Genomic DNA, 18726 nt, shown 5'->3' with positions numbered 1-18726 from the left:
GGCGTCGGTGCGGGCGTCCCTAGCGTCGGAGACGTCCTGTCACCGACCGCACGGGGGTCGACCGATGTCCGTTCCACCAGCCCCGCCCGCCGCCCCGGGGTCGCCCGCGCGCCCGGGCCGTCGGGGCCGCGTCGCGCCGCCGACCGGCCTGCTCCGGGTCACCCTGCGCACGCTGCGGGCCGAGGCGTCCCGGTCGGCGCTCTGCGCGCTCGCCGTCGTGCTCGGCGTCGCCTTCCTGGCCGGCACGCTGATGGTCACCGACGGGATGCGCGCCGGGGCGTACGCCCGGGCCGGCGCCTTCGACCGGCACACCGACCTCGGGGTGTACGCCGGGACCACCGCCCTGCCACCGGCGCTGCTGGACCGGGTGCGGGCGGTGCCCGGGGTGGCCGCCGCGGCGGGGGAGCTGACCGCCCAGGGCGGCCTGCTCGGCGCCGACGGGCGGCCGGTGCTCGGCTACGCGCTGCTCGTCGCCGTGCCCACCGAACCGGCCCTGCGCTCGTACGACGTGGTGGCCGGCCGGTTGCCCGGTCGCCCGGGGGAGGTGGTGCTCGACGCGCCGACGGTGGCCCGGCAGGGGTTCCGGCTCGGCGCCCCGGTCCGGGTCGGCGGGGGTGGCGGCGCGGCCCGGGCGTACACCCTGGTCGGCACGGTCGACGTGGCCGGCAGCGTCCGCGACGTCGGTGGTCCGTTCATCGGCCTGGTCGGCGCCGATGCCCTGGCGGCCACCGGGGCGGCCGGCTACGGCCGGATCCTGGTGGCCGCCGCGCCGGGTACGCCCACCGCCGCCCTGACCGCCCGGGTGGCCGACGCGGTGGGCGCGGCGGGCACCGTCCGGACCCGCCAGCAGATCCTCGACGCCGCGGTGGCGGAGGCCGTCCGGGACGTACGCCAGTTCTCCATGGTGCTGCTGGCCTTCGCCGCCGTGGCGGTGGTGGTGGCCGCCTTCGTCATCGCCAACACCTTCACCATCGTGCTGGCCCAGCGGACCCGGCGCACCGCCCTGCTGCGGGTGGTGGGCGCCGGTCGGGGCCAGCTGTTCCGGGCGGCGCTGCTGGAGGCCGGGGTGCTGGGGCTGCTCTCCTCGGCGCTCGGGGTGCTGGCCGGGGTCGGGCTGGCGGTCGTCCTTCGGTGGGTCGGCGCGGCGCTCGACCTGCCCGCCGGGTCGGGCGGGGCCGTCGCGGTGCGGCCGTCGACGGTGCTGGCGTGCCTGTCCGTGGGAACGGTGACCACCCTGGTGGCGGCGGCGCTGCCGGCCTGGCAGGGCAGCCGGGTGCCGCCGGTGGCCGCGCTCACCGACGGAGCGCTCGCCCCCGCCCGCCGTCCCGGCCGCGTCCGGCTGGTGGCGGGCGCGGTCGTCCTCGCCGCCGGTGGCGGAGCGCTCGCGGCGGCGGTCGCCCTCGGGCAGGTCCTCCTCGTCGCGGCCGGCGGGATCCTCACCTTCCTGGGCGTCGTGCTGTACGGCCCGCTGCTGGTGCCCGCCCTGGTGCGGCTCTGCGCCCTGCCGCTGCGGTCCCTGCTGGGCGCCACCGCGACGCTCGCCGTGGCCGACGCGGTACGCAACCCGCGGCGCACCGCCGCCACCGCCGGCGCGCTGGTCGTCGGGGTGGCCCTGGTGTCGGCGTTCGTCGTCGGTGCGGCCAGCGTCAAGGCGAGCATCGAGCGTGCCGTGGATTCCCGGATCGGGGTCGACTACCTGGTCACCGGGATCGGCAGCGACCTGCCCGCCGGGGTCACCGCCGCGTTGGCCGCCCGCCCCGAGCTGGGCGTGGTGCACGAGCAGCGCAGCCGGGTCGTCGACGGCGTCGAGGTCCGCGCCGTCCACCCGGCGCTGGTCGCCCGGTCGGCCGGTGCGGTGATCGAGGGCAGCCGGACCGACCTGAGGCCCGGGCGGGTGCTGGTGCACCGGGAACTGGCCCGGGAACGGGGGTGGACGGACGGGTCGTCGGTGGGCGTCGCCGGTCGGCGGTTCGAGGTGGCGGCGGTGGTGGCCGACGGTGATTCGCTCGGCGGCATGCGCGGGGTCCGCGCCGGTCACGTCGTGGAGCTGCCGGACGCCGACTTCGCGGCCCTGTTTCCCACCGAGCGCGGCTTCCTGACCGAGGTGCAGCCGGCGGCCGGCGTGCCGGCGTACCGGGCGCGGGCGGCGATCGAGCAGGTGCTGCGGGCGTACCCGACGGTCAACCTGCTGGACCGGGCGGCCTACAAGCGGATGCTCACCGGCACCGTCGACATGCTGCTCGGGCTGGTCACGGTGCTGCTCGGCCTGGCCGTGGTGATCGCGCTGGTCGGGGTGGCCAACACCCTCGGCCTGTCGGTGCTGGAACGGGCCCGCGAGCACGCCGTGCTGCGGGCGGTGGGGCTGAGCCGGAGCCGGCTGCGCCTCCTGCTGGTTTTGGAGGCGGCGCTGACGGCGGCGGCCGGGGCGCTGCTCGGCGTCGCGCTGGGCGGGCTGGTGGCCGGCGCCGCGATGGGCGCGCTGGCCCGGATCGCCGGCGGCTTCACGCTGACCCTGCCGTGGGGTCGGTTGGGGCTGCTGGTCGGTGCGGCGCTCCTGGCGGCCGTGGCCGCCTCGGTGCTGCCCGCCCGGCGGGCGCTGGCCCGACCGGTGGTGGCCGCGCTCGGCGCGGAGTGAACCCCGGCCCGGCCCGGCCCGGCGGACCGGGTCAGCCGGTCGGCGGCTCGACCGGCGGGTCGGTCGGCGCCGGCGGGTCGGTCGGCACCGGCTCGGTGGTGACGGTCGGCTCGGTCGTGGTCGGCACCGGGTCGACCGGGGCGGCCGGGGAGGTGCTGGTGACGGTCGGCTCCGGGGCGCTGGTCGTGGTGGTGGGGGACGGCGTCGCCGGCGCGCTGGACGCGCTCGGCGAGGGCGAGGCGCTGGTGGACGTCGTGGGTCGGGGCGATCCGCTGGTGGCCCCGGTGGGCCGGTTGTAGCCGCCGCCGCCCGGCCGGCCGATCGGCTGGACCACCTCGTCCTCGGCGTTCCCGCCGCCGCCCTGCCGGGGTGGGGCCGGTTCGCCGCTGGGCGCCGTCGCGGGCGTCGTGCTCCGGATGTCAACCGCCTTCTCGCCGTCGGGCGGATTCATGGCGCTCAGCGCGGCGGCGAGGCTCGCCATGGCGAGCACCACCGCGGCCACCGCCCCGACCAGCGGGCCGCGCCGGAGTCGACGGTTCGCCGGGCCCGCCACGGTGGCGCCGGCCGGGACGGCCGGAATGTCGTCGCGGGTGGTGCCGGTGGCCCCGCGCAGCGGAACCGCCGCCACGGTGGTCGGCGCGGACGGGTCGCCCACGGCGGCCCGGGCGGCCTCGGCCATCGCGGCGCCGGTGGCGAAGCGATCGGCGGGATCCTTGGCGAGGGCCCGGGTCACCAGGTCCCGCACCGGCGCCGGGATCTCGTCCGGCAGCGGCGGCGGCTCGTCGTCCAGGTGCCGCACGGCGACCTGGAGCGGGTTCTCCCCGGTGAAGGGCGGGCCGCCGGTCAGGCAGCAGAAGGCCACCGCGCCGAGGGCGTAGATGTCCGTCGCGCCCGAGACGGGACGGCCGGAGGCCTGCTCGGGCGCCATGTAGAGCGCGGTGCCAGGTACCGCGTTGGTGCTGGTGATGCTGGTGACGTTGGTCGACCGGGCGACGCCGAAGTCGACCAGGACGACGGTGCCGTCCTCCTGCACCAGCAGGTTGCTCGGCTTGACGTCCCGGTGCACGATCCCGCCGGCGTGCGCGGCGTGCAACGCCTGCGCAGCCTGGGCCACCACCGACATGGTCTCGGCCACGCCGAGCCGGCCGGCGGCCTCGATCCGCCGGGACAGCGGCTCGCCCTCGACGAACTCCATGACCAGGTAGTCGGCCCGGGCGCCGTCGGGGAGCTGGTCCTCGCCGCTGTCGAAGACCTGCACGATGCCGGGGTTGCGCAGCGCCGCCATGATCCGGGCCTCGGCCCGGAAGCGGGCGATGAAGTCGGGGTCGGACACCAGCGCCGGGAGCAGGACCTTTACGGCGACCTGGCGCCCGAGCACCTGGTCGGTGGCGCGCCAGACGTCACCCATGCCGCCGGTGGCGACACGTTCGTCCAGGCGGTACCGACCGCTGAGCACGACTCCCGAAGACAACACGGGGACTACGGTACCCAGCGTCGGCGAAAAGGATGTGCCAGCGTCTCGGTGACGGGCCGACGGGCGGGACCGGACGGTTTCCGGCGCCCCTTGACGCCACGGCTAGTCTGTCACCGCGTGCAGGCGAGTGGTAACGCAAATCGATCAAGGGGGCCGTTGCGCAGGCACAACGGTCATTCCGACTGAGCCGGTCCGGGGGGCGTACGCGACGGAGCGTCAACGGACCATCGTTCGTTACGGCGACACCCCGTACGCGCAAGTTGAGATATGTCACTCCCGGCTGGCGTTGCGGTGGCTTGTTCCCGTCCGCGTGCGCTCCTACCGTTAGCGCGGCTCGGGCCGACCCCACGGCTCCGGTACGCCGTGCCCGACGCCGGCCGTGCCCGGTGCCGGGCGACGCACCTGTCGCCCGGGCGGACGACGTCGGGGGTGATCAGGTCAGCGGGGGGCTGAAGGTGGTGCTGGGAACCGGGACCGTGCGTCCGGTGGCGCACGGCGTCGGACCGGACCGCCGCGTCACGGCCGGGACGGCGGCTCCATGACCGGTGAGCTGAACGAGGCCGTCACCGCCGCTCAGGCCGGGGACGAGGAGGCGTTCCGCTTCCTCTACCGCAGTCTCCAGCCGGGCCTGCTGCGCTACCTGACCGCGCTGGTCGGCGTGGATGCCGAGGACGTCGCCTCGGAGGCGTGGTTGCAGATCTCCCGCGACCTGCCGACCTTCGCCGGGGGCGAGTTCCGCGCCTGGACGGTGACCATCGCCCGCAACCGGGCGATGGACCATCTGCGCCGCCAGCGCCGGCGCCCCTCGCTGCCGGTGCCGGTGCAGGCGCTCAGTGAGCTGGCCGGGGACGCCGACACCGAGGAGCGGGCCGGCGAGACGATCGGCACCGAGTCGGCGCTGGCCATGATCGCCACCCTGCCCCCGCGGGAGGCCGAGGCGGTGCTGCTGCGCGCGGTCATCGGGCTGGACGCCCAGACCGCCGGCCGGGTGCTGGGCCGCCGACCCGGGGCCGTGCGCACCGCCGCCCACCGTGGCCTGCGCCGGCTCGCCGCGATGATGGAACGACACGACCAGTCCCCACCGCCCGCCACGGCCGAGGGGGCGCCCCCTCGGCCGCGCAGCGGCCGGGGCCGGCAGGCGCCCGACACCTCGCGGGCCGAACCGGCGGACGGCTGAGGTGAGGGGATTCCGGATGATCTTTCCGCGTCGGCCCGACCGGTCCGACCGACCCGTCGACCGCGACGAGAGCGAGCGGCTGCTCGACGGTGCGGCGACCCCGCGCCCGGCGACGCCCGCCGACCCGCTGGCCCGGCTGCTCGCCGCCGCCGCGGCACCCCCGCGTCCGGGGGAACTGGCCGGGGAGGAGCAGGCGCTGGCCGCCTTCCGCGCGGCCCGGGCCGCACCGGCGCCCGCGCCGACGCGGACGACCGGCCGGCGGCTGACCACCGGCGCGTTGGCCTGGATCGCCGGGGTCGCCGCCACCGCGACAGCCGGCGCGGCGTTCGCGGCCGTGACCCTGGATCGGCAGGACGACCCGACACCCCGGCCGGGCACCTCCGGGGCCGGCCCCGGCCCGACCGGCGGGTCCTCGCCCACCGGCACCGGCACCAGGCCCGGCACCGGGCCCGGCACCGGCACCGGATCCGGACCTGGTTCCGGTACCCCCACGCCCACTCCCACGCCGGGCGCCGGCCCGACGCCGGGAGCGCCCGGTGGCGGTGTCCGACCCACCCCGGCCCAGGTCTCCGGCCTGTGCCGGGCCTACCTGGCCAAGCCGGCCGGGCAGCGGGTCACCGTGCTGCGCACCCCGGGGTTCCGGCCCCTGGTCGAGGCGGCCGGCGGCGCCGAGCGGGTCGACGGGTACTGCCGGCAGATGGTCCCGCCCTCCGGCGGGGACGGCACCCCGGGGCCGGACCGCACCTCGCCGGCGCCCGGTGGCACACCGCACCGCACCGCACCCGCCCCGGGCGCCTCCCCGCACCGGTCGAAGCCGGCCACCGGCCCGTCGGCCCGGGCCACCCGCGCGGCGTCCGCCCCCGCCACCCGTCCCGCCGGGCCGGAGTCCACCGCCGGCGCCCAGCCGACCGCCCGCCGCACCGACTGAGCCCGCGCGGGCCGACGGGCCGGGCCACCCCGGCCGACCGACCCGGACAAAAACCCGTCCAGCCCGGCCGGCGAAATTCGTCTGCTAGACAGAAGATGGTGAGACCGCGGACACCGCCCCCGGCGACGATGGGTGGCGCCCGACGGCAGAGGCGGACCCAGCGCGGGGGAGGAGCCGGACCGTTGGTGACGATGCCCGAGCTGGACCGGCCCGTCCTGCGGGAGGCGGACACCGCCGCCAGTCACCTCGCCCGGATCTGCTTCAAGACCGGGCCGCCGGTGCACACCGGCGTGGAACTGGAATGGACCGTGCACGACGCCGCCGACCCGGCGCGCCCGGTGGATCGGGACCGGCTCCGCCGGGCGCTGGGGCGGCACAGCCCGACCACGCTCGACGGTGGCAGTCCGGCGGAGCCACTGGCCCACGGCGGGGCCGTGACGGTGGAGCCCGGCGGGCAGGTGGAGATCTCCACCCCACCGCGACCCTCGGTCGCCGCGCTGATCAGCGCCACCGAGGGGGACATCGACCAGTTGACCGGCCTGCTGGATGCGGCCGGACTGGTCCTCGGCGGCACCGGCATCGACCCCTGGCGGGTCCCGCGGCCGGTGGTCGAGACTCCCCGCTACCGGGCCATGCGATGCGTGTTCGACCGCCGCGGCCCGGCCGGCCGCACCATGATGTACAGCACCGCCGGCCTCCAGGTCTGCCTCGACGCGGGGGAGGCGGCGGAGCTGCCGGTCCGGTGGGCGGCGGTGCACGCGGTCGGCCCGCCGCTGCTCGCCGCGTTCGCCACCGCCGACCGGCACGCCGGCCGCCGGACCGGATGGGCGTCGGCCCGGATGGCCGCCTGGCTGGCCATCGACCCGGCCCGGACCCGGCCGGTCTGGTCACCGCACCGCGCCGACCGGGATCCCGTCGCCGCCTGGACGGAGTACGTGCTGGCCGCGCCGCTGCTGTGCGTGCGGGGCGCCGGCCCCGACTGGACCCCGCCGGCCGGGGTGACCTTCGCCGACTGGATCGACGGCGCGCTGCCCCGGCCACCCACCACCGACGACCTGGACTACCACGTCAGCACCCTGTTCCCACCGGTACGCCCCCGCGGCTACCTGGAGATCCGCTACCTCGACGCCCAGCCCGACCGGGACTGGCGGATCCCCCTCGCGGTGCTGACGGCGCTGTTCGCCGAGCCCGGCACGGTCGCCGCGGCTCTCGACGCCGCCGGTCCGGTCGGCGACCGGTGGCACGCCGCCGCCCGCTACGGGCTGTCCGACCCGCCGCTGGCCCGGGCCGCCGCGGCGCTGTTCGAGCTGGCGCTGTCCGCGCTGCCGAGACTGCACCTGCCCGCCGACGTGCACGAGGAGACCAGCCGAGGGATCCGGCGGCGGCTCGCCGCCGCGGAGAGGGGACTGCGGTGACCATCACCGACCAACCGGAGGCCGAGCGGCTGCGCGGCCGGATCGCGACGGAGCTGGGGCGTACCCGGGAGCGGACCGCCCTGCTGACCGACGCGGTGGACGACGCGGACCTGGTGCGGCAGCACTCACCGCTGATGTCGCCGCTGGTCTGGGACCTCGCCCACGTGGGCAACCAGGAGGAGCTCTGGCTGGTCCGGGACGTCGGCCGGCGTCCACCGGTCCGCCAGGACATCGACGACCTCTACGACGCCTTCAAACAGCCCCGCAAGGACCGCCCGTCCCTGCCGCTGCTCCCGCCGGCCGAGGCGCGGGCGTACGTGGCGCAGGTCCGGGACAAGGTGTACGACCTGCTCGACGCCGCCCGGTTCACCGACCGGAAGCTGGTCGAGGACGGGTTCGCGTTCGGGATGATCGTGCAGCACGAGCAGCAGCACGACGAGACCATGCTCGCCACCCACCAGCTGCGCTCCGGGCCGCCGGTCCTGCACGCCCCACCGCCGCCCGAGCCGACCGCGCGGGTGGCCGGCGAGGTGCTGGTGCCGGCCGGGCCGTTCACCATGGGCACCTCGACCGACCCGTGGGCGCTGGACAACGAGCGCCCGGCGCACACCGTCGAGCTGCCCGCGTACGTCATCGACGCCGCCCCGGTGACCAACGGGGACTACCGGCGGTTCATCGCCGAGGGCGGGTACGACGACCCGCGCTGGTGGAGCACCGAGGGGTGGCGGCACCGGGTCGAGGCGGACCTGACCGCGCCGATGCACTGGCGGCGCGACGGCGACGGCTGGGCGTACCGGCGCTTCGGCCGCTGGTCGGCGGTGCGCGACGACGAGCCGGTGGTGCACGTCTGCTTCCACGAGGCGCAGGCGTACGCGGCCTGGGCGGGCCGGCGGCTGCCGACCGAGGCCGAGTGGGAGAAGGCGGCCCGCTGGGATCCGGCCACCGGTCGGTCCCGCCGCTACCCGTGGGGCGACGAGGATCCCACCTCCGCCCACGCCAACCTGGACCAGCGGCACCTGTGGCCGGCGCCGGTGGGCGCGTACCCGGCCGGCGCCTCGCCGCTCGGGGTGCACCAGCTCGTCGGCGACGTGTGGGAGTGGACCTCGACGACCTTCCGCGGGCATCCCGGCTTCACCGCCTTCCCGTACCGGGAGTACTCCGAGGTCTTCTTCGGCGACGACCACCGGGTGCTGCGCGGCGGCTCGTTCGGCACCGACCGGTCCGCCTGCCGGGGCACCTTCCGCAACTGGGACTACCCGATCCGGCGGCAGATCTTCAGCGGCTTCCGCTGCGCCCGGGACGCCACCGCCGAGGAGGCCCGCGGGTGACGGCCGGCCACCCGGGGTCGGGGGCGGGCCGCTGATGTGCCGGCACCTGGCGTACCTCGGGCCGCCGGTCGCCCTGCGCACCCTGCTGCTCGACCCGCCGTACTCGCTGCTGCGCCAGTCCTGGGCGCCGCGCGACATGCGCGGCGGCGGGACGGTCAACGCCGACGGGTTCGGGGTCGGCTGGTATCCCCGCGACCCGGCGCCGGGGCAGCGACGCGACGGCGGGGGCGAGCCGGCGCGCGGCGGCGGCACGCCGGTGCGCTACCGGCGGGACACGCCGATCTGGAGCGACCCGACGCTGCCGGAGCTGGCGGCGGCGACCAGCAGCGGCGCGGTGCTGGCCGCCGTCCGGTCGGCCACCGTGGGGATGCCGGTGGTGGCCACCGCCGCGGCGCCGTTCGCCGACGGCCGCTGGCTGTTCAGCCACAACGGGGTGGTCCGGGGCTGGCCGGACTCGGTGGCCGGGCTCGCCGCCGAGCTGCCGGTGCGCGACCTGCTCACCCTCGACGCGCCGACCGACTCGGCGCTGCTCTGGGCCTTGGTCCGGCACCGGCTGCGGGCCGGCGCCGAGCTGGCGGATGCGGTCGCCGGGACCGTCGCGGCGGTGACCGGGGTCGCCCCCGGTTCGCGGCTCAACCTGCTGCTCACCGACGGCAGCACGGTGGTGGCCAGCGTGGCCGGGCACGCCCTGTCGGTGCTCGCCACCGCGGACTCGGTCCTGGTGGCCTCCGAGCCCTGCGACGACGACCCGGCCTGGCGTCCGGTGCCGGACGGGCGGCTGGTGGTGGCCACCACGTCCGGCGTCCGGCTGAGCGCCCTGGTGGGCGCATGACCTCCGGCCGGCGGCGGCACCCCACCGGCCCGGTTCGCGGTACCGCAACAGGCAGACACGCATCGAGGCGAAGGGACGGCTGATGAGCGCGGAGCCACTGGAGATCTACCTGGAGGAGCAGGACATCGGGCGGAGCCTGCGGGAGGACGTCCGGGCCGGGCTGACCGCCCGACCCAAGTGGCTGCCACCGAAGTGGTTCTACGACGCCCGGGGCAGCGAGCTGTTCGAGGAGATCACCCGGCTGCCGGAGTACTACCCGACCCGGGCCGAGCGGGCGGTGCTGGCCGAGCGGGCCGGTGAGATCGCCGACTGCACCGGTGCGAAGACCCTGATCGAGCTCGGTTCGGGCTCGTCGGAGAAGACCCGGCTGCTGCTGGACGCCTTCACCCGGCGCGGCGGCCTGGGCACCTTCGTCCCGCTGGACGTCTCGGTCAGCGCGCTGCGCCAGTCCACGGCGCAGATCGCCACCGACTATCCGCAGTTGCGGGTCCGCGGCATCGTCGGCGACTTCACCCGGCAGCTGGACCGGCTGCCGACCGGTGGGCGGCGGCTGGTCGCCTTCCTCGGCGGCACGATCGGCAACCTGCTGCCGATCGAGCGGGTCGAGTTCCTCACCGCCATGCGCGCCGCCCTGGAGGCCGGTGACTGGCTGCTGATCGGCACCGACCTGGTGAAGGACCCGGCGGTGATCGTGCCGGCGTACGACGACGCGGCCGGGGTGACGGCGGACTTCAACCGCAACGTGCTGCGGGTGATCAACCGCGAGCTGGGCGCGGACTTCGACCCGGAGGCGTTCGACCACGTGGCGGCGTGGGACCCGGAGCAGGAGTGGATCGAGATGCGGCTGCGGGCCCGCCGGCCGATGCGGGTACGCGTGCTGGACCTGGACGTGGAGTTCGCCGCGGGGGAGGAGCTGCGTACGGAGATCTCGGCGAAGTTCCGGCCCGAGCGGATCCGGGCGGAGCTGGCGGCGTCGGGCTTCGTCACCGAACACTTCTGGACCGACCCGGGTGGCCTGTTCGGGGTGAGCCTGGCCCGCGCGGACTGAGCCCCGCCCGGCCCGGGTGGCGGTCGGCCGGCGGTGAGCCCGTTCACCCCGGCCGGCCGATCCGGGGTGGGTCGGCTAGGCTGGTCGGCGCGAAGGGGAGTAGCCCCCAATGTCGTGGTCGACATGCTGACGCGTTCCGCGTCCGGCCACGCGGCCCCACCGGCGGTGGGGCGGGCGAGACCTTCGACTCAGGCTGTGCACACGCAGCCGGGTCGAGGGCGCCCCGTACCTTGTCCCGGCTCGGATCGGGAAGGTTGTCATGGAAGGTTTCCTCGTCGCGCTGGTCGTCAGCTTCGGCGTCATCTTCGTCGCCGAACTGGGCGACAAGTCCCAGCTGATGGCGCTGGCCTTCGCCACGCGCTACAAGCCGGTCACCGTTCTGATCGGCATCACCGTCGCCACCGCGGTGGTGCACCTGGTCTCGGTCGGCATCGGCTACGGCCTCGGCGCCACCCTGCCTACCGGCTGGATCTCGCTCATCGCCGGTCTTGCGTTCCTCGCCTTCGGCGCCTGGACCCTGCGCGGGGACGAGCTGACCGAGGCCGAACGGCGCAAGGCCGAGCAGTCCAGCAAGTCCGCGATCATCGCGGTCGGGGTGGCGTTCTTCCTGGCCGAGCTGGGTGACAAGACCATGCTGGCCACCATCACCCTGGCCACCAAGTACGGCTGGTTCGGCACCTGGCTCGGCTCGACGGTCGGCATGGTCGCCGCGGACGCGCTGGCCATCCTGGTGGGCCGGCTGCTCGGCAAGAAGCTGCCGGAGAAGGCCATCAAGTACGGCGCCGCGGTGCTCTTCGCGATCAGCGGCCTGTGGCTGATCCTGGAGGCGGTGCGCGAGCTGACCTGAGCGCCGACTACCGGCCCCGGGGACGGGTAACGCCTGCGGGTGAGGCTGGAGGAGCTGCTGCACCAGGGCGACCAGGTCGTGGTCGCCGTGGTGGAGATCGCCGGCGCAGTGATCATCTTCGTCGGTGCGGTCTGGGCGGCGCTGCGGTTCGTCGTCGACGGGCTGCGGCGCCGCGACGCCGCCGTGTTCACCCCGATCCGGTTGTCGCTGGGCCGGTTCCTCACCCTGGGCCTGGAGTTCCAGCTCGCCGCGGACATCCTGCGTACGGCGGTCTCGCCGACCTTCGACCAGATCGCCAAGCTGGCCGCGATCGCCACCATCCGGACGGCGCTCAACTTCTTCCTGCGCCGGGAGATCGCCCAGGAGCAGCAGCAGGTGGGCCGGCCCGGGCCGCCGCCGTGATCGCGGCGCTGGTCGCCGCGGCGGGGCTGGTCTCCGGGCTGGCGGTGTTGATCGGCACCGGATCCTGGCGGACCGCGCTGCGGGTGCTGCTGGACCTGCTGACCGCCGCCGGTCTGCTGCGCCTCGGCGTCGACCAGGGCTGGACCGAGCTGGCCGGCGCGGCGGCGATCATCGGGCTGCGCCGGGTGCTCTGGTCCGTGCTGGCGGCCGGGCCACGGGCGCCGTTGTTTCGGCGCTCCGGAGGCGGGAACGATCACGGTTGGACAGTGCTCCGCGAACCGGGAGAAAGCGGGAGGATCACCGCATGAGCAAGCATGACGAGCCCAACGAGTACGGCTTCGCCGGTGGTGCCACCGCCCCCGAGCCGCCGCCCGGCGGACGCCCGGACGAGCAGGACCGGGCCGAGGCCGTGGCCGTCCCCGGCGACGACCTCACCGAACCGCTGACCGACGCGCTCGGCGACACCGAGGAGGAGCGCGAGCAGCGCGCCGGGCAGCACCGCCGGTGACCGCAGGTCCGGTGGCGCGGTCGACGCGCCACCGGACCTCCCCGACGGCGGCTCAGGCCTCCCGGCCGGGCCGCTCCTGGTAGACGCCGGCACCCCGTCGCCGTCGGCGTCGCGGGCCTCCAGCTCGGCGATCCGCCGGTAGACCCTGTTCCGCCGGACCAGCACGATCGAGGCCAGCACGGCTGCGGTGACCGACCCCGCCAGTACGGCGAGCTTGACCCGTTCGTCCGCGGCACTGCCCACCCCGAACGCCAGCTCCCCGATCAGCAGGGACACGGTGAACCCGATGCCGGCCAGCAACGCCACCCCGACCAGCTCCGTCCAGCTGATGTCCTCGTCGAGTTCGGCGCGGGTGAAGCGGGCCAGCAGGTAGGTCGAGCCGAAGATCCCGATCGCCTTGCCCAGCACCAGACCGGCCGCGATGCCGAGCACGATCGGGTCGGTGAGCACCGCCCCGAGGTCGGCTTCGCGCAGGGACACGCCGGCGGCGAAGAAGGCGAAGACGGGCACCGCGAAGCCGGCGGAGACCGGCCGCCAGCGGTGTTCCAGGTGCTCGGCCAGGCCGGGGCCGCTGCCCCGGCACCGCCGAGTCGACGAGCTGCGACCTGGGCCTCACCGGGGGGTCGGCAGCGCCTCCCGGATCGCGGACCGGTGGGTGCAGAGCGCCTCCATCCGCTTCACCAGCTCCGCCGCGTCGCCGTACGGGTCCAGCGCGCGAACCTCCTCCGGGCGCAGCGCCGGCACCCGCACGTGCGAGATCAGCGGGTGCAGCGGGCGGCTGTCGACCTCGTCGGCGCCGAAGAGGTCCTCGTGCAGCTTCTCGCCGGGGCGCAGCCCGGTGAAGACGATCTCGGCGCCGCCCGGCGCCTCGTCGGCGAGCCGCCGCGCCACGTCGGCGATTCGGACCGGCTCGCCCATGTCCAGCACCAGCGCCTCCCCGCCCCGGCCGATCGAGGCGGCCTGGAGCACCAGCTGCACCGCCTCCTGCACGGTCATGAAGTACCGGGTGACGTCCGGGTGGGTGACGGTGATCGGCAGTCCGGCGCGCAGCTGGGCCTCGAACGCGGTGAGCACCGAGCCCCGGCTGGCCAGCACGTTGCCGAACCGGACGCTCAGGTACGCCCCGCCGAACCGCTCGGCGTAGTGGGCGGTGAGCCGCTCGGTGAGCCGCTTGGAGTAGCCGAGCACGCTGACCGGGTCGGCCGCCTTGTCGGTGGAGATGTTCACGAACTCGGCCACGTCCCGGCACGCGTCGAGCACGTTCAGGGTGCCCAGCAGGTTGGTCTTGACCGCCTCACCGGGGTGGCGCTGCAGGAGGGTGAGGTGCTTCAGCGCGGCGGCGTGGAAGACCACGTCCGGCTGCCGGTCGGCGATCACCCGGGCGATCCCGTCCCGGTCCCGGATGTCGGCCAGGATCAGCTCCGGCCCGTCCAGCATCGCCCGGCCGTCCAGCGACATCTGCAGGGCGTGCAGCGCGGACTCGTCCCGGTCGAGCATCATCAGCTCGCCGGGGTCGCAGCGGGCGATCTGCCGGCACAGCTCGGAGCCGATGGAGCCGCCCGCGCCGGTGACCAGCACCCGCCGCCCGGCCAGCCCGTTGCGGTCCACCGCCAGTTCGGCGACCCGCTGGGCGCGGCCGAGCAGGTCGGTGATCTGCACATCGCGTACGTCGGTCACCGCCACCGGGCGGTCGAGCAGCTCGTGCACCGGGGGGAGCACCTTGAAGGCCGCCCCGGCCTGCAGCGTGCGCCCGCGGACGTCCCGCACCAGCTCCGGGTCGGCGTGCCCGGTGGCGAGGATGACGGTGTCCGCGCCGGTGGCCCGGACGGCGTCGGCGAGCTGCTCGCGACCGCCGAGCACCCGGACTCCGGCGAGCCGCATGTTCCGGTGCTCGCGGTCGTCGTCGAGGAGGCCGACCGGGCGGTACCGGCCGGCGGGGTCGTCGAGCAGCACGCGGAGCAGCCGCTCGCTGGTGCCGTCGACGCCGTAGACCAGGGCCCGCGAGGTGGAGGGGACGGCCTGCGCCCGCTGCTCACGGTGGAACCGGAAGGTCGCCCGGCTGCCCATCATCAGCAGCAGGGCGATCGCGCCGCCGACCAGCGGCGTGCTGGCCGGGATCGGCCGGGAGTGCACCGGCAGCAGCACCGCCAGCGCGAGGGCGATGGTCACCGCGCCGGCGGCGGCCAGGTCCCGGACGTCTCCGGCGCTGCCCAGGGGGTGCCGCCCCCACAGCACGAGGCGGACCCGGTTGAGGCCGGCGTGCACGGCCGCGCAGGCGAGGGCGGCGCCCAGGACGAGCGCGCTGATCCGCTCGGTGAGGTCGAATTCGTACCGGGTGGTGGCGGCGGCCAGAAAACCCGCGCACCAGGCGGCGGCGTCCAGCGTTAACAGAGACAGGGCCCGGACGCGCCGGTGGTTCGCCATGGGTGTGGCCGGGTTCGTCGAGGTGGGCGATGCGGGGTTCATGGGCTCCCTCTGGTTGCGGGTAGCCGCCTGAGGGGGTTTGCGGCAATTTGAGTTCTAAATCGTCTACATTCGGTTCGTGCTCGTCTAGCGTCCTGTGGGGGTTTTCATCCTTACACGACGAGTGTCGCTACTAGGGGGTTTTTCGTGCAGCTCAGCGGTGTTGTCCGTTCCGAGGGGAGGGCGGCCTGATGGACGTACGCAGCAGCCTGCGCCTGATTCGCCGCAACTGGTGGGTCGTGGTGGTCACGGTGATGGTCGCCCTCGGCGCTTCCGCCCTCGTCACCGTGCGCAGCGTGCCCCGGTACGAAGCCTCGGCGACGTTCTTCGTCACCACGTCCAGCAAGGGGGTCGGCGAGGCGTACCAGGGCAACTTCCTGATGCAGCAGCGCGTCAAGTCCTACGTCGACCTGCTGCGCAGCGACCGCCTGGCGCAGACCGTCGTGGCGAGGACCCCGCTCGGGCTCACCGCCGACCAGGTCCAGAGCCGGATCACCGCCGCCTCCGTGCCGGACACGGTGCTGCTGCGGGCCACCGTCACCGACACCGAGGCCGCCCGCGCCCTCAAGCTCACCGAGGCCGTCTCCGCCGAGTTCGTGAGCCTGGTCAAGCAGGTCGAGACGCCCCCCGACGGCGGCGGGGCGACGATCAAGGTCGAGGTGATCAGCGGTCCCCGGGTCGGCTCGACGCCGGTGTCGCCGAACCCGGTCCGCAACCTGACCCTCGGGGCACTGGCCGGGCTGCTCGCCGGCCTGGCGCTGGCGGTGCTGCGTACCCGCCTCGACACCCGCCTGCGCGACTCGCTGACCCTGCAACGGGTGACCGGCAGCCCGCTGCTGGGCGAGATCCCCTTCGACAGCAGCGCCCGCTCGGCGCCGCTGATCATCGGGGACGCGGCCAACTCGGCGCGCGCGGAGGCGGTCCGCAAGCTGCGTACCAACCTGCGCTTCGTCGACGTCCACGAGCCGGCCCGGGTGATCGCGGTGACCAGCGCGCTCCAGGGGGAGGGGAAGACCACGCTCTCCTGCAACCTGGCCATCGCGCTGGCCGAGGCGGGCTGGCGGGTGGCGCTGGTCGACGCCGACCTGCGCCGGCCGAAGGTCGCCGACTACCTCGGCCTGGAGTCCGGGGTCGGCCTGACCGACGTGCTCCTCGGCGACGTGCAGGTCGGCGACGTCGTGCAGCGCTGGGGGGACAAGTCCCTGCTGGTGCTGCCCAGCGGCTCGACCCCGCCCAACCCCAGCGAGCTGCTCGGTTCCAAGGCGATGGCCGACCTGCTGGTGGTGCTGCGCCAGTCGGCCGACATCGTGGTCATCGACACCGCGCCGCTGCGCACGGTCACCGACGGCGTGGTGGTCGCCGTGCAGGCCGACGGCGCGCTGCTGGTCAGCCAGCACGGGCGCACCGACCGCACGCACGTGGCCGCGGCCGCCCAGTCGTTGCAGTCGGTCTCCGTCCGGCTGCTCGGCTGCGTCCTGAACATGGCGAAGATGGCCAAGGCCGACGCGTACGGCTACGAGAGCTACAAGGTGCTGGTGCCGCCGCAGGGGGGTGCCGTCCCGGTGGACGGCGCCCGGTCCGCGACCGCCGGGGCGCACGCCCGCGGCGGTCCCGTCCACGACGAGACCCAGCAGCTCACCCGGTTGCCTCGATGAGCGCCGCGACCGGCAGTACGGCGCGCTCGATCTGCCGGGCGCAGCGCCGGAAGTCCTCGGCGGTGCCGCCGATCGGGTCGAAGAGGTCGTCGGCGCCGGGGGCGGCGGGTTGCAGCCGCCCCCGGCAGCGGGCGGCGGCCTGCACCGCCGTGCGCAGCACGCCGCCGTCCGCGCCGGCCGGTCGCCCGGCGGCCTCGGCGAGACGGGCGAACTGGTGCAGGGTGAAGGTGCGGTGCAGCGCGGCGGGAGCCAGCGAGACGCACAGGGAGCGCTGCCGCCGGCTCGCGGTGAGCACCAGCCCGGCGTCGAGGAGGTGCTCGGGTCGCAGCCGGCGGCTGCGGAAGCCCGCCGGGTCGGTTCCGGTCCCGGCGGCGACCTGCGCGGCGTACGGATGCATCGCCCGGCCGTCCTCGGCGGCGGTGCCGGCGCTGGCGACCTCGACCGGAAGCTTCTCCATCAGCTTCGCGGCCAGGTACTCGGCCATCGGGGACCGGCACAGGTTGGCATGGCAGACGAAGAGGATGCGGTCGGCCACGGAGGCCCCTTCCGACGGCGTCGGGGTGACGGCTGCGCCGGCCGGCGCGGGTCGGCCGGCCGGTGAGGGGCGGACCAGATCCTATGCCGACGCACCGGCGGGACCGGGCCCCGCCGCGCCGGACCGATCCGGAGGCGCCCGATGAAGATCGGTGTCCTGTCGTACCACTTCCCGCCGGAGCCGGCGTTCGTCCCGGGGAGCCTCGCCGAGGAGTTGGCCGCCCGCGGCCACGAGGTGCGGGTGCTCACCGGCTTTCCGGACTATCCCGGCGGTCACGTCTATCCGGGCTGGCGGCAGCGTTGGCGGCACCAGACGCACAGCGAGCGGCTCACCGTCCGCCGGGTGCCCCGGTACGCCCGCGGCGACGGCTCGGCCGGCTCCCGGATGGCCGCGTACCTCTCCTTCGCCGGTAGTGTCGCGGTGGCCGGCCGGCGGTACTTCGCCGACATCGACGCCTTGTACGTCTTCCAGCTTCCGCCCACCACCTTCGCCACCGCCGCCCTGCTGCGGTTGCTGGGCCGGGTGCCGACCGTGCTGCACGTGCAGGACGTCTGGGCGGACGAGGACGAGGCCGCCCGGCCCGCCGAGCAGCGCCGCTGGGCGGGGCGGATGGGCGCGACGATGTCCCGGGTCTACCGGGAGGCCGACGCGATCGCGGTCGCCGCGCCGGCGATGGGGGAGCTGGTGACGGCCGCCGGCGCCGACCCGGCCCGGGTGAAGCTGGTGCTCAACTGGACCGACGAGCGGATCTTCCGCCCGACGGAGCCGTCCCGGGCGGCGCGGGACCTGGTCCGCCGGGGCGACCGCACCGTGGTGATGCACGCCGGCACCATCGGCCGGCGTCAGGGCCTGGAGACCGCGGTACGCGCCGCGGCGGCGCTCGGCGACCGGATGGACCTGGTGCTGGTCGGCTCGGGCGGGGAGGAGCGGCGGGTGCGGGGGCTCGCCGACCAGCTCCGGGCCGACAACGTGCGCTTCGTCGAGCGGCGCTCCGCGCTGGAGATGCCGGATCTCTACGCGGCGGCGGACTATCAGCTGGTGATGCTGCGGGACCTGCCGGAGCTGCGCGGGAGCGTGCCCGGCAAGCTCCAGGCCGCCCTCTGCTGCGCGGCGCCGGTGGTCGCGTCGGCCGGCGGGGACACCGTGGAGCTGGTGGAACGGGCCCGCGCGGGCCTGTCCTGCGGGCCGGAGGACTGGGCGGCGCTGGCGGACCGCTTCTGGCTGGCCTCCACCATCCCGGCCGAGGCGCGGACCGAGATGGGCCGGCGCGGCCGGGAGGCGTACCTGCGGGAGATGTCGTTGCGGGCCGGGGTGGACCGGATCGAGCGGATGTTGCAGGAGGCCGGCCACCCGGCCCGGGGCACCGCCGCGGCGGAGCCCAGCGCCCTCGGATAGGGGATTTCGGCGGCGGTCCGTCCGGATCGCGGTCGACGATCGTTGTTCATCGCGGAAGACGCGTTCGATGGCGTGTGTCCGTTT

The 18726-nt window shown here is 75.6% G+C and carries 16 protein-coding genes and 1 pseudogene; 13 read left to right on the top strand and 4 right to left on the bottom strand.

The window, feature by feature from the left end; all coding sequences use genetic code 11:
- Positions 1–64: 64 nt before the first annotated feature.
- Entirely contained in the window at positions 65–2635 is a 2571-nt protein-coding gene (locus GA0070564_RS08540; protein ID WP_342672534.1) for an FtsX-like permease family protein, read from the top strand.
- A gap of 31 nt (positions 2636–2666) precedes the next feature.
- Here the strand turns inward: GA0070564_RS08540 and GA0070564_RS08535 are convergent, their stop codons facing one another.
- On the bottom strand, positions 2667–4109 hold the full coding sequence (locus GA0070564_RS08535) for a serine/threonine-protein kinase (protein WP_091605366.1): 1443 nt from the start codon (positions 4107–4109) through the stop codon (positions 2667–2669).
- Between the two features lie 538 nt (positions 4110–4647).
- Between GA0070564_RS08535 and GA0070564_RS08530 the strand changes: the two genes are divergently transcribed.
- The 10 genes from GA0070564_RS08530 to GA0070564_RS30315 all read left to right on the top strand — a co-directional run bounded on the left by GA0070564_RS08530 (position 4648) and on the right by GA0070564_RS30315 (position 12594).
- A complete protein-coding gene (locus GA0070564_RS08530) occupies positions 4648–5286 on the top strand; it encodes an RNA polymerase sigma factor (protein ID WP_091605363.1) in 639 nt (212 codons plus the stop codon).
- A gap of 16 nt (positions 5287–5302) precedes the next feature.
- Positions 5303–6214, top strand: coding sequence for a hypothetical protein (locus GA0070564_RS08525; protein WP_091605360.1), 912 nt, complete (start codon positions 5303–5305; stop codon positions 6212–6214).
- A 182-nt stretch (positions 6215–6396) separates the two neighbouring features.
- Positions 6397–7629 (top strand): ergothioneine biosynthesis glutamate--cysteine ligase EgtA, encoded by a 1233-nt coding sequence (gene egtA, locus GA0070564_RS08520; RefSeq protein ID WP_091605356.1) that lies wholly within the window; start codon positions 6397–6399, stop codon positions 7627–7629.
- Complete coding sequence (egtB, locus tag GA0070564_RS08515) at positions 7626–8957, top strand: ergothioneine biosynthesis protein EgtB (RefSeq protein ID WP_091605352.1); 1332 nt, start codon at positions 7626–7628, stop codon at positions 8955–8957. The genes egtA and egtB overlap by 4 nt, the downstream gene beginning before the upstream one ends.
- 34 nt (positions 8958–8991) lie before the next feature.
- Positions 8992–9789, top strand: a complete 798-nt coding sequence (egtC, locus tag GA0070564_RS08510; RefSeq protein WP_091605349.1) for an ergothioneine biosynthesis protein EgtC — start codon at positions 8992–8994, stop codon at positions 9787–9789.
- 82 nt (positions 9790–9871) lie between these two features.
- Entirely contained in the window at positions 9872–10837 is a 966-nt protein-coding gene (gene egtD / locus GA0070564_RS08505; RefSeq protein WP_091605346.1) for an L-histidine N(alpha)-methyltransferase, read from the top strand.
- Positions 10838–11096: 259 nt separating this feature from the next.
- The gene (locus GA0070564_RS08500; protein ID WP_091605342.1) at positions 11097–11684 is read left to right on the top strand and encodes a TMEM165/GDT1 family protein; all 588 of its coding nucleotides are present in this window, start codon (positions 11097–11099) and stop codon (positions 11682–11684) included.
- A 39-nt stretch (positions 11685–11723) separates the two neighbouring features.
- On the top strand, positions 11724–12086 hold the full coding sequence (locus GA0070564_RS08495; RefSeq protein ID WP_088971733.1) for a DUF1622 domain-containing protein: 363 nt from the start codon (positions 11724–11726) through the stop codon (positions 12084–12086).
- Positions 12083–12394 carry a hypothetical protein gene (locus GA0070564_RS29245; protein WP_176730605.1) on the top strand — a complete coding sequence of 104 codons (312 nt, stop codon included), beginning with the start codon at positions 12083–12085 and terminating at the stop codon, positions 12392–12394. Before GA0070564_RS08495 ends, GA0070564_RS29245 begins: the two co-directional genes overlap by 4 nt.
- On the top strand, positions 12391–12594 hold the full coding sequence (locus GA0070564_RS30315) for a hypothetical protein (RefSeq protein ID WP_091606960.1): 204 nt from the start codon (positions 12391–12393) through the stop codon (positions 12592–12594). The genes GA0070564_RS29245 and GA0070564_RS30315 overlap by 4 nt, the downstream gene beginning before the upstream one ends.
- 52 nt (positions 12595–12646) lie before the next feature.
- Here the strand turns inward: GA0070564_RS30315 and GA0070564_RS08480 are convergent.
- Both GA0070564_RS08480 and GA0070564_RS08475 read right to left on the bottom strand, forming a co-directional pair.
- Positions 12647–13170 (bottom strand): annotated as a pseudogene (locus GA0070564_RS08480) (Na+/H+ antiporter NhaA); the annotation flags it as partial.
- Between the two features lie 36 nt (positions 13171–13206).
- On the bottom strand, positions 13207–15060 hold the full coding sequence (locus GA0070564_RS08475; protein ID WP_091605339.1) for a nucleoside-diphosphate sugar epimerase/dehydratase: 1854 nt from the start codon (positions 15058–15060) through the stop codon (positions 13207–13209).
- A gap of 188 nt (positions 15061–15248) precedes the next feature.
- On the opposite strand from GA0070564_RS08475, the gene GA0070564_RS08470 reads away from it, so the two are divergent.
- Positions 15249–16712 (top strand): tyrosine-protein kinase domain-containing protein, encoded by a 1464-nt coding sequence (locus GA0070564_RS08470; protein ID WP_091605337.1) that lies wholly within the window; start codon positions 15249–15251, stop codon positions 16710–16712.
- Here the strand turns inward: GA0070564_RS08470 and GA0070564_RS08465 are convergent.
- Positions 16693–17247, bottom strand: a complete 555-nt coding sequence (locus GA0070564_RS08465) for an arsenate reductase/protein-tyrosine-phosphatase family protein (protein ID WP_091605332.1) — start codon at positions 17245–17247, stop codon at positions 16693–16695. The genes GA0070564_RS08470 and GA0070564_RS08465 overlap by 20 nt on opposite strands.
- A gap of 141 nt (positions 17248–17388) precedes the next feature.
- On the opposite strand from GA0070564_RS08465, the gene GA0070564_RS08460 reads away from it, so the two are divergent.
- Positions 17389–18642, top strand: coding sequence for a glycosyltransferase family 4 protein (locus tag GA0070564_RS08460; protein ID WP_091605328.1), 1254 nt, complete (start codon positions 17389–17391; stop codon positions 18640–18642).
- Positions 18643–18726: the final 84 nt, after the last annotated feature.

Source organism: Micromonospora mirobrigensis, assembly GCF_900091555.1.
Taxonomy (GTDB): domain Bacteria; phylum Actinomycetota; class Actinomycetes; order Mycobacteriales; family Micromonosporaceae; genus Micromonospora; species Micromonospora mirobrigensis.
The sequence above is the reverse complement of the archived record's forward strand: the minus strand, read 5'-3'. Positions and strand labels throughout refer to the sequence as shown.